General features: G+C 61.3%; 10 protein-coding genes and 1 riboswitch. Of the genes, 3 read left to right on the forward strand and 7 right to left on the reverse strand.

Annotated elements, in window-relative coordinates:
• Positions 1-63 precede the first annotated feature (63 nt).
• From atzF to J2Y39_RS01905, 7 genes are all read right to left on the reverse strand, one after another.
• The gene (gene atzF / locus J2Y39_RS01875) at positions 64-1,836 is read right to left on the reverse strand and encodes an allophanate hydrolase (protein ID WP_310214729.1); all 1,773 of its coding nucleotides are present in this window, start codon (positions 1,834-1,836) and stop codon (positions 64-66) included.
• Positions 1,837-1,863: 27 nt separating this feature from the next.
• On the reverse strand, positions 1,864-5,499 hold the full coding sequence (gene uca / locus J2Y39_RS01880; protein WP_310214732.1) for an urea carboxylase: 3,636 nt from the start codon (positions 5,497-5,499) through the stop codon (positions 1,864-1,866).
• Positions 5,500-5,782: 283 nt separating this feature from the next.
• Positions 5,783-6,424, reverse strand: coding sequence for an urea amidolyase associated protein UAAP2 (locus tag J2Y39_RS01885; protein WP_125917748.1), 642 nt, complete (start codon positions 6,422-6,424; stop codon positions 5,783-5,785).
• Positions 6,425-6,435: 11 nt separating this feature from the next.
• Positions 6,436-7,161 carry an urea amidolyase associated protein UAAP1 gene (locus J2Y39_RS01890; RefSeq protein ID WP_016771290.1) on the reverse strand — a complete coding sequence of 242 codons (726 nt, stop codon included), beginning with the start codon at positions 7,159-7,161 and terminating at the stop codon, positions 6,436-6,438.
• 13 nt (positions 7,162-7,174) lie between these two features.
• The gene (locus J2Y39_RS01895; RefSeq protein ID WP_125925287.1) at positions 7,175-7,963 is read right to left on the reverse strand and encodes an ABC transporter ATP-binding protein; all 789 of its coding nucleotides are present in this window, start codon (positions 7,961-7,963) and stop codon (positions 7,175-7,177) included.
• The gene (locus J2Y39_RS01900) at positions 7,960-8,775 is read right to left on the reverse strand and encodes an ABC transporter permease (RefSeq protein ID WP_041478876.1); all 816 of its coding nucleotides are present in this window, start codon (positions 8,773-8,775) and stop codon (positions 7,960-7,962) included. The genes J2Y39_RS01895 and J2Y39_RS01900 overlap by 4 nt, the downstream gene beginning before the upstream one ends.
• 18 nt (positions 8,776-8,793) lie before the next feature.
• Positions 8,794-9,861: a putative urea ABC transporter substrate-binding protein gene (locus J2Y39_RS01905; protein WP_310214740.1), complete on the reverse strand. Its 1,068-nt coding sequence runs from the start codon at positions 9,859-9,861 to the stop codon at positions 8,794-8,796.
• A 63-nt stretch (positions 9,862-9,924) separates the two neighbouring features.
• Positions 9,925-10,025: riboswitch (guanidine-I (ykkC/yxkD leader) on the reverse strand.
• Positions 10,026-10,375: 350 nt separating this feature from the next.
• Here J2Y39_RS01905 and J2Y39_RS01910 point away from each other — a divergent pair.
• The 3 genes from J2Y39_RS01910 (at position 10,376) to J2Y39_RS01920 (ending at position 13,078) form a co-directional block, all read left to right on the forward strand.
• Positions 10,376-10,780 (forward strand): hypothetical protein, encoded by a 405-nt coding sequence (locus J2Y39_RS01910; RefSeq protein WP_039760873.1) that lies wholly within the window; start codon positions 10,376-10,378, stop codon positions 10,778-10,780.
• A 197-nt stretch (positions 10,781-10,977) separates the two neighbouring features.
• On the forward strand, positions 10,978-12,222 hold the full coding sequence (locus J2Y39_RS01915) for a glycosyltransferase family 4 protein (RefSeq protein WP_310214743.1): 1,245 nt from the start codon (positions 10,978-10,980) through the stop codon (positions 12,220-12,222).
• A gap of 1 nt (position 12,223) precedes the next feature.
• Positions 12,224-13,078: a hypothetical protein gene (locus J2Y39_RS01920; protein WP_150636498.1), complete on the forward strand. Its 855-nt coding sequence runs from the start codon at positions 12,224-12,226 to the stop codon at positions 13,076-13,078.

The following is a 13,078-nucleotide window of genomic DNA, read 5'->3' on the forward strand; positions in this document are numbered from 1 at the left end:
CCACATCAATGTTGAATGACATACCGCATTCGCGAGCAGGCTCGCTCCCACAGGTCGACAGATTCAGGCCAGGGTTTTGAGGTATGCCCGCCATCCCCCCAAATGACTGATATCCACCGCACCCTCCAGGCCATACGGCTCGCAGATAAACCCGCTCTCCCAGCGCCCGTCCGCCAGCTGCACCTTGCCCAGCCCCAGCGGCGCCGGAATTCCGGTGAGAAACGAGCCCAGCTCGCTGCTCGGCAACTCCCAGACCTCCACGGCAATCGCCACGCCGCCGTCCTTGACCCGCACCATGCCCGGCCGCAATGGCGGGCCGCCGGCGAGGGCGTGCAGTCGATAGTCCGGCGAACTGAACGTGGTTTCCAGCAAGCGCCCGCCACGCTGGGTCAGTTGCCAATTCAACGCCAGCCCTTGCAGGTGCGCGCCGCATACCACCAATCGAGCGCGGTCATTGCGCGCAGGGTTCGCCGGAGCTGGCAGGGCACTGTCCTGCTGGCGTTGCAAGGCATCGGCCACGCTCAACAGATACTGATCGGTAAACACCCGCCCGAACAACGTCACGCCCCACGGCAAACCGTTGCTCATGAACGCGGTCGGCACGGCGACGGCGGCGTAGTCGAGCAGGTTCATGAAGTTGGTGTAATAACCGAGTTCGGAATTGCGCAGCACCGGCTCGGCCGCAAGCTCGGCCAGGGTCACTGGACGACCGATGGTTGGCGTCAGCACGCAGTCGAGATTTTCCAGGGCCTCGTCGCAGAGGGCCTTCAGCGCCTGCAATCGATATTGTGCGCGGAAGGTCTGCACGCCGGTCACTGCCGGAGCCTTGGCCAGTACCGCTCGGATCACTGGCAGCACCGCTTCGGGATTCTGCTCCATCAGCTCACCGGCGACGCTGTAGCGCTCGGCCACCCATGGCCCGTCGTAAAGCAACCGCGCTGCTTCCAGAAACGGTGACAGGTCCAGCTCGACGGCTTCGCCACCCAAGGCCTTGAGCCGTTCGATGGCCGCTGCGAACAACTGTGGCCCCTCGTTGCAGCCGAAAAATTCAAGGTCCTGCGCCCGTGGCACGCCGAAGCGAAACGGCTGTGGCGCGCCAAAGGCCGAGCCGTCGTTCCATGCCGGGTTGCCTCGGCTGTATTCATCGCGAGGATCGTGTCTGGCCGTCAACGCCAGCAACTGACTGGCCTCACGGGCGGTCGCGGTGAAGGTGGTTACGCAGTCCAGCGTGCGGCACGCCGGCAGCACGCCAGCGGTGGAAATCAGGCCCTTGCTCGCCTTCAATCCCACCAGATTATTCAGCGCCGCCGGCACTCGCCCGGAACCGGCGGTGTCAGTGCCCAAGGCGAAACTCGCCACACCCAGCGCTACCGCCAGGGATGAACCCGCACTGGAACCGCCGGACGGATACTCCGCCAGCACGCTGTTCGGGCACGCACCATAAGACGAGCGGCTGCCATTGAGGCCGGTGGCGAACTGATCGAGATTGGTCTTGCCCAGCGGAATCGCCCCCAGCGCCAACAGTTGCTCGACGATGGTCGCCGACTGCTGCGGCACATAGGCAAACGCCGGGCACGCGGCTGTGGTGGGAATGCCGGCCAGATCGATGTTGTCCTTGATCGCGAACGGCACGCCATACAGCGGCAGACTGTCGAGGTCACGACCGTCGAGGGCGGCGAGGTACGGCTCCAGTTCATCGACGCTCAGCAGGTGGATGAACAGGTGATAGTCGGGATTCAGCGCAGCGGCTTTTTCGCGCAGTTGCAGCAGCAGTTGGCGCGGTGTGGTGTCGCCATTGCGATAGGCCTGGCGCAGTGCATCGAGTTGCAGATTCATCGGTTGATCCTTTTAAAAAAAATGGCTTCAGTCGAGTTCCAGCACCACCACCCGTTGTCCGGCGCGCACCGCCGAACCGGGTTGCACGCGGATCTCGCGCACCACACCGGCCAGCGGCGCGAGCACAGGGATTTCCATCTTCATCGACTCGAGAATCACCAGCACATCGCCCGCCGCGACACGCTGGCCGGCCTCGACCTGCACCTGCCAGAGATTGCCGGCGATGTGGCTGTCGACGCTGTGTTCACCGCTTTCCAGCGGTGCTTCTTCGCTGGCGTCAGGCACGGCTTCTTCACTGTCGAAATGCGCTTGGCCGCTGGCGATCCAGCGTTCGCGTTCAGCCTTGAACGCGCCCTGTTGCTGCGTGCGGAAGGCGCTGATGCCCTCGGCTTGCTGACTGAGAAATGCCTGATAGTCGGCGAGGTTGAGTTGGCTGTGTTCAATGTTCAGATCAAAGCGCCCAAGGGGGAAATCGCGGCGAATGCGCAGCAGTTCTTCAGCGCTGACCGGGTAGAAACGGATCTGATCGAAGAAGCGCAGCAGCCACGGTTTGCCGTCGAACGCGGCGACTTCGCGATAGCGATTCCACATCTGCAGAGTGCGCCCCACAAACTGATAACCGCCCGGGCCTTCCATGCCGTACACGCACATGTAGGCGCCGCCGATGCCGACCGAATTCTCGGCGGTCCAGGTGCGTGCCGGGTTGTACTTGGTGGTCACCAGACGATGACGCGGGTCGAGCGGCGTGGCCACCGGAGCGCCGAGATAGACGTCGCCAAGGCCCATCACCAGATAGCTCGCATCGAACACCGTGCGCTGCACTTCGTCGAGATTCGGCAGGTCGTTGATGCGCCGGATGAACTCCAGATTGCTCGGGCACCACGGCGCCTCCTTGCGCACGGTGGTCATGTATTTCTCGATCGCCAACTGACAGGCCGGGTCGTCCCACGACAGCGGCAAGTGCACGATGCGCGAAGGCACCTGCAAGTCCTTGGCGGCGCACACCGCGTCCCATTCGCCAGCGATGATGCCGAGCAGATCGGCCAGCGGCAGTTGCTCGGGCTGGTAGTGCACTTGCAGCGAGCGAATGCCCGGGGTGAGGTCGATCACGCCATGCAGGGCTTGGCTTTCCAGCGCCTGCATCAGCGCGTGGGCGCGAAAGCGCAGGACCAGATCAAGCTCCGGCGCGCCGATCTCCAGCAGTAAATGAGTGTCGCCAGAAACCCTCCCGACAAGCCGCCGATCCCCCTGACCCAACTCAAGAACCACAGGCGACACAATCCCTTGTGGGAGCTGGCTTGCCAGCGATGAAGTTGATGCGGTGTCAGATCGGGCACCATCGCTGGCAAGCCAGCTCCCACAGGGGGCATCCCATTTCAGGGCGAGATCGCGGGCGTCAGCCAGAGAGACGGGAATGAACTGGATTTTATCGCCCGCCTTGAGCTGCCCCAGCTGCCACAGATCGGCCTCAATCACCGTCACCGGGCAGACAAAACCGCCGAGACTCGGGCCATCCGGGCCGAGAATCACCGGCATGTCGCCAGTGAAGTCCACCGCACCAATCGCATACGGATTGTCATGGATGTTCGACGGGTGCAGACCCGCTTCACCGCCATCCTCACGCACCCACTCAGGCTTCGGTCCGATCAGGCGCACGCCGGTGCGGCTGGAATTGAAGTGCACTTCCCACTGGGTCGCGAAGAACGTGGCGATGTAGTTTTCGCTGAAGTATTCCGGTGCGCCGTGCGGGCCGTAGATCACCCGGATCTGGCGCACGCTCGGCAGCGTGGTGATGTGCTGTTCGGCCAGTTGCTGGCCGGCGCTGTGGTCGGCCAATGCCGGCACATGCAACACGTCACCGGCCCTCAACGCGCGCCCGCCATGCCCGCCGAACTGGCCGAGGGTAAAGGTACTTTTGCTGCCCAGATAATCCGGCACCTGCACGCCGCCGCGCAGGCACAGATAACTGCGCGCGCCGGCGCCGCTGATGCTGCCAAGTTGCAATGTCGCGCCGGCCGGGATCAGCAACGCGGTGTTCATCGGCACCGGTTCAGCGTCAAGGGTCAAGGCAATCGGCGCGCCGGTCACCGCGACCACTGCGTCACAATTGAAGCGCAGGATCGGCCCGCTCATGGTGATTTCCAGTGCGGCGGCGCCTTGTTCATTGCCGAGCAGGCGATTGCCCAGACGCAGCGCTCGGCTGTCCATCGGCCCCGAGGGTGGCACGCCGACGGCCCAGTAACCGAGGCGTCCGGGATAGTCCTGCACGCTGGTTTGCGTGCCGGCGCTGAGCACTTCGAAGGTGTTGGCGTGATAGAGCAGATTTTCCAGGCAACGGGTCCACGGCTGGCCGCTGGCGAATGGAGTATCGAGGAGAATCTGCCGCAGGTAATCGCGGTTGGTTTCCACGCCATACAGCAGGCTATCGCCCAGTGCCTGATGGAGTTCGGCGCGAGCCTGTTCGCGGCTCGGCGCCCAAGCGATGAGCTTGGCAATCATCGGGTCGAAATACGGCGGGATTTCCACACCGGCTTCGACCCAGGTGTCGATGCGCAACTCAACGCCGTTGGCTGGCGGAAATTGCACAGCGGTCAGCAGGCCCGGGCTCGGCTGGAAATCACGCCCCGGATCTTCCGCGTACAGACGTGCCTGAATCGCATTGCCCTGCGGTTCCAGGCCTTGATACAACTCGTTCAGCGGCGGCAGATCACCGGCGGCCAGCTCGATCATCCAGCGCACCAGATCCACGTCCCACACCTGTTCGGTGACGCCGTGCTCGACCTGCAAGCGCGTGTTCACTTCGAGAAAATAGAAGCGCTGGGCCTCGCTGTCGAAGACGAATTCGACGGTGCCGGCGCTGCGGTAATTCACCGCTTGCGCCAGTTTGATCGCTGCCGCGCACAGCTCATCGGCCATGCCTTCGGGCAAGTTCGGCGCCGGGGTTTCTTCGAGGACTTTCTGGTTGCGCCGCTGCACCGAACAGTCGCGCACACCGAGAGCGATGACTTCACCGCAGCCGTCGCCGAACACTTGCACTTCCAGATGCCGCGCGCGTTCGATGTACTTCTCGATGAACACCCCGGCGTCGCTGAAGTTGTTCTGACCGAGGCGTTTCACCGCTTCGAATGATTCGCTCAATTCACTGGCGCTGCGGCACACGCGCATGCCGATGCCACCACCGCCAGCGGTGCTTTTCAGCATCACCGGGTAGCCGACCTGTTCGGCGGCACTCAGCGCGCAATCGAGGCTGTCGAGCAGGTCGGTGCCTTCGAGCATCGGTACGCCGTGCTGTCTGGCCAATGCGCGAGCAGTGTGCTTGAGGCCGAACACCCGCAATTGCTCCGGCGTCGGGCCGATGAAGGCGATGCCCTGCGCTTCGCAGGCTTCGGCGAACGCTGCGTTTTCCGAGAGAAATCCGTAGCCGGGATGAATCGCCGTGGCGCCGCTTTGTTTGGCGATAGCGAGGATTTTATCGACGGCCAGATACGTCGCGGACGCCGCGCCTTCGCCGAGGCTGTACGCTTCAGCGGCCTGGGAGATGTGCAGGCTGGCAGCATCGGCTTCTGAGTACACGGCGACGCCTTGGGCCTTCAGCACGTTGATCGTGCGCAGGATGCGACAGGCAATCGCGCCACGGTTGGCGATCAGGATTTTTTCGAACATGGCATAACCCCTGAAGGGGGAGCGGGCCGTCCCGCTGTTTTTCGACAGACATCCGGGCCGTCCCGGATGGAAAAAACACACTTCACTCAAACCCACCACAAACCCCCTGTGGGAGCGAGCCTGCTCGCGAAGGCGGTGGATCAGCCACATCAATGCTGAATGACACGGCGCATTCGCGAGCAGGCTCGCTCCCACAGGGTTCAGGGTTGTCTGGTGGATTTCAGGCACTGCCCGGAACGCGCCTGGCACAGGGCAAAAAGCCAACGGCGTAAACGGCTGATGGTCAGTTCCATACGAGCAACTCCGCCGGGGTCGGGTTGTAGGCATTGCACGGGTTGTTCAACTGCGGGCAGTTGGAAATCAGCACGATCACGTCCATCTCGGCGCGCAAGTCGACATACTTGCCCGGCGCCGAAATACCGTCCTCGAAAGTCAGCCCGCCGTCCGCCGTCACTGGCACGTTCATGAAAAAATTGATGTTCGGCCCGATGTCACCTTTGCTCAATCGGCCGTCGTGGGCGCAGGCGCGCAGGTAGTTGTCGCGGCAGCTGTGCATGTAGCGTTTTTCCAGGGCGTAGCGCACGGTGTTGCTCTCCTGCGCACAGGCGCCGCCGAGGGTGTCATGGCGCCCGCAGGTGTCGGCAACGATGGTCAGCATGGGCTGGCCGAGATTGGAATACAGCACGCTGCCGGTGCTCAGGTAGACGCTGTTCTGCCGGCGCAAGGTGCGTTGCACGTCGTAGCGCTCCTTGGGGTTGGCGAGGCTGTAGAACAAGGTGTCGACGGCCTGATTGCCTTCCAGATCCAGGATGCGCAGGGTCTGCCCGGCCTTGACCTCCATCAGCCAGGGCTCGCCGGCGGGAATGGTGGCGCGGTAGATCGCGCTGTCGGCTTGCTTGTGCGAAGTGGCGATTGCGAGTGACATGGCAGCGATCCTCAGGCGAACAAACGGTCGGTGTTGATAAAGCCGCGCTCGTTTTCCGGGCGCGAAGTGCGGCAGTGTTCGGCGACGCTGGCGTCGGCGTTCATCCAGCTCAGCTTCAGAGGTTTCGGGGCGTATTCGGGTGACGGGTCCATCGGATGTTGCAGGGCGGTGAGCACCACCAGGGTGTCCATCGGCGCGTACAACTCGATGTAGTCACCGGCCTTCGAATTGCCCTCGACGAAGTGGAAACGCCCGGCCTCATCGACGTTCACACGGCTGAACAGATTCAGGGTCATCAGCAGGTCGGACAGGCCCAGGCCCCACTTGCCGAGTTCCACCAGCAGGTTGTCGGTGCCATTGCGAAAGAAGCCGTTGCGCAATTCCTGGTAGCGGCCCTGACCGTACTTTTCGGCGACTTCCTGTGCGCAAAGCACACCGCCGAGGCTATCGCTCCAGCCGCAGGTGTCGGCGGTGATCGCGGCGAGCACGCGGCCCATGTCCGAGTACAGGCAGTGGCCGGCGGTGAGCTTGGCGGTGTGTTGGCATTTGAGGCTGTCGGGCAGGTTCAGCCGCTCGGTTTTTTCATTGGCATTAAGCAAGGTCAGGCTGACATTGGCGCCACCGCGCAGGTCGGTCAGGCGCAGCAATTGGCCGCGCTTGAGCACGAACGAACGGTGGCCGCCGCCCGGCAGCATTTCCTCAGCGAAGGGTGGGAAAAGTTGGATTGAATCAGTCATTGCAGCAGTCCTCTCAAGCAGTGCGAAGGGTGCCCGCCAGCGGCAGCGGCAGGGCCTCGACGGCGGCGCGCTGGGCGCGGCGGTCGCTGTTCAACGGGATGTCGTAGGTGATGCGGGCGCCATAGGCGCCGGGGGCGTGCGGGTCGAGGCGCACCTTGTCGAACACCAGCAGGCGCGTGCCGAGGCTGAAGCCCTCGGACAGGTCGTGGGTGACCATGAACACCGTCAGTTGCGTCTCGCGCCACAGCTCCAGCAGCAGCGCGTGCATGTCTTTGCGAATGCCCGGGTCGAGTGCGCCGAAGGGCTCGTCGAGCAGCAACACGCGCGGCTTCATGATCAGCGCCTGGGCAATCGCCAGCCGTTGCTGCATGCCGCCGGACAGCTGTGCCGGGTACTTGTCCAGCGCATGGCCGAGGCCGACTTTTGTCAGCAGTGCTGCCGCCTGTTCGCGGGCCTCGCGTTTGGCGTTGCCGAACAGCCGACCAAGCAAGGGCGCGCGCGGCAATTCGAGACCGAGGGCGACGTTGTCGAGCACGCTCAGATGCGGGAACACCGAGTAGCGCTGAAAGACCACGCCACGGCTGGCATCCGGCTCGCTGGCCAAGGGCTGGCCGTCGAGCAGAATCTCCCCGCGACTGGCGCTTTCCTGGCCGAGCAGCAGGCGCAGGAAGGTCGATTTGCCGCAACCGGAGGCGCCGACCAGGGTGCAGAACTCGCCTTCGTTGACGCTCAGGTTCAAGCCTTCCAGCACCACTTGATCGGCGTACTGCTGCCAGACGTTTTTTACTGTGATGAAGCTCATTTCGCCGCTCCCTCATACCAAGGGAAAGCGCGCTGGGTCAGCTGTTTCAGGCCCCAGTCCATCAGCCAGGCGAGCAGGGTGATCCACACCACGTAGGGCAGGATCACGTCCATGGCCAGGTAGCGCCGCACCAGAAAGATCCGGTAGCCGAGGCCATCGGTGGAGGCGATCGCTTCGGCAGCAATCAGGAACAGCCACGCCGAACCGAGCATCAAGCGCAGCGAGATCAGCAAGCGCGGCAACAGCTGCGGCAGAACCACGCGCAGCATCAGCGTCCAGGTCGAGGCGCCCAGGGTCTGCGCCTTGATCAGCAGTTCGACCGGAATGTCGCGGGCACGCTGTTCCAGATCCCGGGCCAGCGCCGGGGTGATGCCGATGACGATCAGCATGACTTTCGACAACTCGCCCAGCCCGAAGACGATGAACAGAATCGGCAGGATCGCCAGCGGCGGCACCATCGACAGCACCGTCAGCAGCGGCGACAACGGCGCGCCGAACAGCGGCAGGGTGCCCGCCGCAATACCGAGGCAAAGACCTGCCAGCGCCGCGATGCCGAGGCCGATGGCCAAGCGGCGCAGACTTGCCGCGGTGTCTTGCCACAACAGGTATTCACCGGTGCGGCTGTCGGCGTTGAAGGCCAGGCGTTTTACCGCGTCGCTCATCTGCACGGCGCTGGGCAGCAGTTTGTCGTTGGGGTTGTCCGCCAGGCGCTCGGCCGAGCCTGTGAAGTAGGCGAACAGCACCAGCGCGAACGGCAGGATCACCAGCAACAGGCGACTCGGGCGATCGGGGTGGCGATTGATCAGGCGCATGGCCAAATCCTCCGTGGCTTACAGCTTGGCGTCGGCGGCCATCTGCATGTAAGTCGGATCGAAACGCAGCTTGAGATTGGCGGTGTCGCCGCTGGTCACGCCGTTGGCGAAGGACATGCCGACCGCGCTCGGGTCCTTCGCGCCTTCGCCGAGCAGGCCGTGCTCGAAGGAGAATTCGGCGACCTTGCGCATGGTGTCCGGCAGTTGTTTGCTGGTGGCGAAATTCAGCGCTTCGCTCGGCGTGGCGAACAGTTTTGTGGTGTCCAGTTGCGCCTGGAAGCCGGCGAGATCAGTTCCCGAGGCCTTGGCCATGTGCTCCAGCGCAGCTTTGCTCGCGGCACTTTTCGCGTTCATCAAAGCGACCACTTCGAACCACGCCCCGGTCAGCGCTTTGCCCAGCGCCGGGTTGTCTTTGAGGGTGGCGCTGTTGACCACCATCATGTCCATGATCTCGCCGGGGATCTGGCTGGAATTGAACACTTCGGTGACGCCGGGTTTGGCTTTGATATCCGAGAGCATCGGGTTCCAGGTGGTCACGGCGTTGACGTCGTCGGTGTTGAACGCGGCGGCAATGTCGGCGTCGGAGGTGTTGACCACCTTCAGGTCTTTCTCGGTCAGGTCCACCGAGTCCAGCGCCCGGGCCAGCAGGTAATGGGAGACCGACAGCTCGACCAGATTGACGTCCATGCCCTTGAGGTCGGCGACTTTCTTACCTTCACCCTTGAGCACGATACCGTCGTTGCCGTTGGAGAAATCGCTGACGATCAGCGCGGTGCTGTCGACACCACCGGCAGCCGGAATGGTCAGCGCATCCATGTTGGTCATGGTGCAGCCGTCGAACTGGCCGGCGGTGTACTGGTTGATCGATTCGACGTAGTCGTTGAGCTGCACGACGTCGATCTTGATCCCGTATTTCTTCGCCCATTTGTCGACGATGCCCTGGCTGCCGGCGTATTCCCATGGCATCCAGCCGGCGTAGATCGTCCAGCACACGCTGAAGTGGTCTTTCTGGGCGGCGGAAGATTGCGTGCTGATGAGCGCGGCGAAGGCGGCGGCGAGCAGGGCGGGGAAACGTAGTCGGATCATTGCGGATTCTCCAGTTGATCGAGGGCGGACAGGAAGGCAATGCGGCACCGCGAACGGTGGCTTGTCTCCCGGGCTTTTGTCCCGCCGTGTAACCTCAACTGGAGGTCGCCAACTCTCGGACCAGCCACTCGCGCTTGCGAGCCGGAACCCTAGTCAGCCATTGCAAATTGTGGTGCCGCGAACCTGTGATGACTCCTGCACAGGTTTGCTAAAGCGAGAGACGTGCCAAGTCGCGCCGAGGCCTCTGCGGCGGGGATCTGCTGGATTGTCGAAGTGAGCGGGGCGAGCGACAGCGCATCGTGGTGGTGCGCGGTTGCACCGTCATGCAGCGCGTTTACGCTTCACGGGTCGCTGATTTTGCGGATAAACAAGATTTCATAATCACTTGTTTCAACTTGTTGCAGGAACGCACCAGATTCTGAAACCGCTGTCTGATTCTTCGACAGTCACGCAATTGCTGACGGTCGCCTGCCAGCGTCGCTGGTGTGGCCAACCCGCGGTCCAGGAGGCCGCCATGTATCGCCGAATCGTACTGCTTGCCGTGATGCTTTTTTCCCTTGGCGGATGCGTTCCTTATTCCTATGGAGACAGCTACTACAGGTCAGAGGTCTACACATCACCCGCACCGGCCTATTACAGCGGTGGCGGCTCCTATTACCGCAGCGGCGGCACCTATTACACCCAGCCGCGCTACTACCAGCCAGCGCCGCGTTACTACCAGCAACCGCGTTATTACCAGGCACCCAGGCACTATCAACCGGCCCCGCGTTATTACGAAAGCCGTCGCTGGCACGGCAACGATCGCGGACGCTGGGACGGCCACCGTCGCGGCGGTTGGGACAATGACCACCGCGGTCGCGGCAACTACGATCGCCACAGCGGTCGTCGTGACTACAACGGCCGTGGCAACCGCTGGTAAATCTCTGCAATGAGCAAGCGGCGCATGATGCGCCGCTTTTTTTTTGCCCGGCGAAAAGTCCTTTCGTTGGCCATCTCCTAGGACAATCCCGGAAGCGTCCTACAGTTTCATTTCGTGGCGTTTGTTAGCGTTCGTGGATGCCGAACGAGGCGAGCAATCCTCAGCTCGATAGCGGCGAAAAATGGACGTTCAGCGCTATGAAGCTACTGGTTATTCATCAAAATTTTCCCGGTCAGTTCCGTCATGTGGTGCTGGCAGCGCTGGAGCGCGGTGATGAGGTTGTGGCGATAGGTCGGGACACGGCACCGGGCGTCGCCGGGGTGGAAATCCATCGATATCGAGCGACGGGGCGAGCGCCCGGCAATATTCACCCGTATCTGATCCGCTACGAACAAGCGGTGATCGACGGGCAGAAGGTTTTTGAAATCCTGGGCAGGCTGAAACGTTCGGGCTATCAGCCAGACGTGATTCTTGCGCATCCCGGATGGGGAGAGACGCTGTTTGCCAAGGACGTCTATGCCGATACGCCGCTGATTCACTATTGCGAGTATTACTATCGAGCGCAGGGCGCCGATTGCGGGTTCGACCCTGAATTCCGCCGAGCCGCAAGGGAGTCGTCACGGCTGCGAGTGCTCAACTCGCTGCATCTGTTGAATCTTCAACAATGCGATATCGCAATCGCGCCTACGCAGTGGCAGCGCAGCCTGTTTCCGGCCGCTTACCGGTCGGCGATTCGGGTCATTCACGAAGGTGTGATTCAAAATTCTGACCTGGCGAAAGTCGGGGCAGTCAGATTGCCCAATGGAATCGAGCTCAAAGCCGGACAGCCGATCGTTACCTATGTCGCCAGAAACCTTGAGCCTTATCGCGGCTTTCACAGTTTCATGCGAGCGATCCCGCTTATTCAGGCCGAGTGCCCCGATGCGCAGATCATCGTGGTTGGCGGTGACGGTGTCAGTTATGGGAGTAAGCCGGTCGGGTACCCGGATTGGCGCAGCAGGATGGAGGCGGAGGTCAGTTTCGATCACTCCAGAGTGCATTTCACAGGGAAACTTCCCTACCAGACTTATCGAGCGGTTCTGCAGTGTTCGAAAGTTCATGTCTATTTGACGTATCCGTTTGTCTTGTCCTGGTCGTTACTGGAGGCGATGGCGTCCGGTTGTGTGGTTGTTGCGTCGGATACGGCTCCGGTAAGGGAAGTCATTGTCGAGGGGGCTAATGGAATATTGGTGGATTTCTTTGACCATCAAGAAATTGCCAGAAGTGTAAGCAAGGTTTTGAAGTCGGCAGGTGAGTACGGTGGTCTTGCCAGCGCCGCGAAGTTGACGGCAGGTCGGTTCAGTGTGGAATCGGGCGTGAGCCAATATTTTGAGGTTTTTGCAAGCGCGATATCCGGGCATAGCGACATACCAACCGTTCCGCAGTTTGAGCGGGAGGTTTGAAATGTCCAGGAAGTCGCGTAAGCAGGCGATCAAGTGGTTTAAAAGGTTGTTGAAGTATGGATTGTTCTTTTATGTCTGTTACTGCGTAGCGGAATTTTATATTCGCAAAGAACAAACTGCCGAGTCGGCGGCTATTCACCAGGCAAACGAGAAAGCTTGCCAGAACAAGCTGGCGAGCATGCAGCAAGTGCCGATATTAGGCGGCGCCTATATAGATAAGACGCTGGTCCCTGAGTTTTACGTAGGCATGCCTGAAATGGTCAACAAGAAAGCGTGTCTGGCGATTGCTCTGAAGGGGCTTTTCTGGTGGACCGGGACGGGGCTGCACCGGTACCAGGATCAGCGCGCAGAGTCGATCCCCAAAAGTTGGCGGCTCTATAAATTGAACGCCGGACTTTTTACCAGGAAAGAAACCACCGAACCCCATGAGCGGGGTTATCGGCACGTCAACTGGCCGGATGAGTTGATTGTGAAACTAAAGAATTATCCGGGGCTGGAAGTTTGGCTTAACGCTCCGCCACCGCACTTCAAAAATGTGTCATCCGTACGAAATTTTGTAATTGCAGGTTGGCCGCGGCGAGACGGAACCCCTCGGCTGATCAAGTGTGACGGCTTGATTCGCCCGGCTTCCGAAGAGCAACTGACTGACAAAAAGCTGGCAAGTTTTGGTAGGGCTGAATTGGAGAATCTGGATTTCGGCAAGCTGAATTTCTTCTGCATGGTCAATCTGGATAACTTCGACTTCGCTGGAGGGCACGGTAGTGTAGGTCTTGGTCTGTCGTCATTACGCGAAGCACCTGAGATGCTCAAGTATCTCAGTGATTATCTTTCACGCTCTGTTATTACAAGGAAGTAA

It is taken from the genome of Pseudomonas sp. 2957 (assembly GCF_031456345.1).
In the GTDB taxonomy this organism is placed as follows: Bacteria; Pseudomonadota; Gammaproteobacteria; order Pseudomonadales; family Pseudomonadaceae; genus Aquipseudomonas; species Aquipseudomonas siliginis.

Bases quoted from the DNA above. Each gene is read 5' to 3' on its own strand.
- atzF (WP_310214729.1), bottom strand. From the start codon at position 1,836: ATGAATCTGCAACTCGATGCACTGCGCCAGGCCTATCGCAATGGCGAC.
- uca (WP_310214732.1), bottom strand. From the start codon at position 5,499: ATGTTCGAAAAAATCCTGATCGCCAACCGTGGCGCGATTGCCTGTCGC.
- J2Y39_RS01885 (WP_125917748.1), bottom strand. From the start codon at position 6,424: ATGTCACTCGCAATCGCCACTTCGCACAAGCAAGCCGACAGCGCGATC.
- J2Y39_RS01890 (WP_016771290.1), bottom strand. From the start codon at position 7,161: ATGACTGATTCAATCCAACTTTTCCCACCCTTCGCTGAGGAAATGCTG.
- J2Y39_RS01895 (WP_125925287.1), bottom strand. From the start codon at position 7,963: ATGAGCTTCATCACAGTAAAAAACGTCTGGCAGCAGTACGCCGATCAA.
- J2Y39_RS01900 (WP_041478876.1), bottom strand. From the start codon at position 8,775: ATGCGCCTGATCAATCGCCACCCCGATCGCCCGAGTCGCCTGTTGCTG.
- J2Y39_RS01905 (WP_310214740.1), bottom strand. From the start codon at position 9,861: ATGATCCGACTACGTTTCCCCGCCCTGCTCGCCGCCGCCTTCGCCGCG.
- J2Y39_RS01910 (WP_039760873.1), top strand. From the start codon at position 10,376: ATGTATCGCCGAATCGTACTGCTTGCCGTGATGCTTTTTTCCCTTGGC.
- J2Y39_RS01915 (WP_310214743.1), top strand. From the start codon at position 10,978: ATGAAGCTACTGGTTATTCATCAAAATTTTCCCGGTCAGTTCCGTCAT.
- J2Y39_RS01920 (WP_150636498.1), top strand. From the start codon at position 12,224: ATGTCCAGGAAGTCGCGTAAGCAGGCGATCAAGTGGTTTAAAAGGTTG.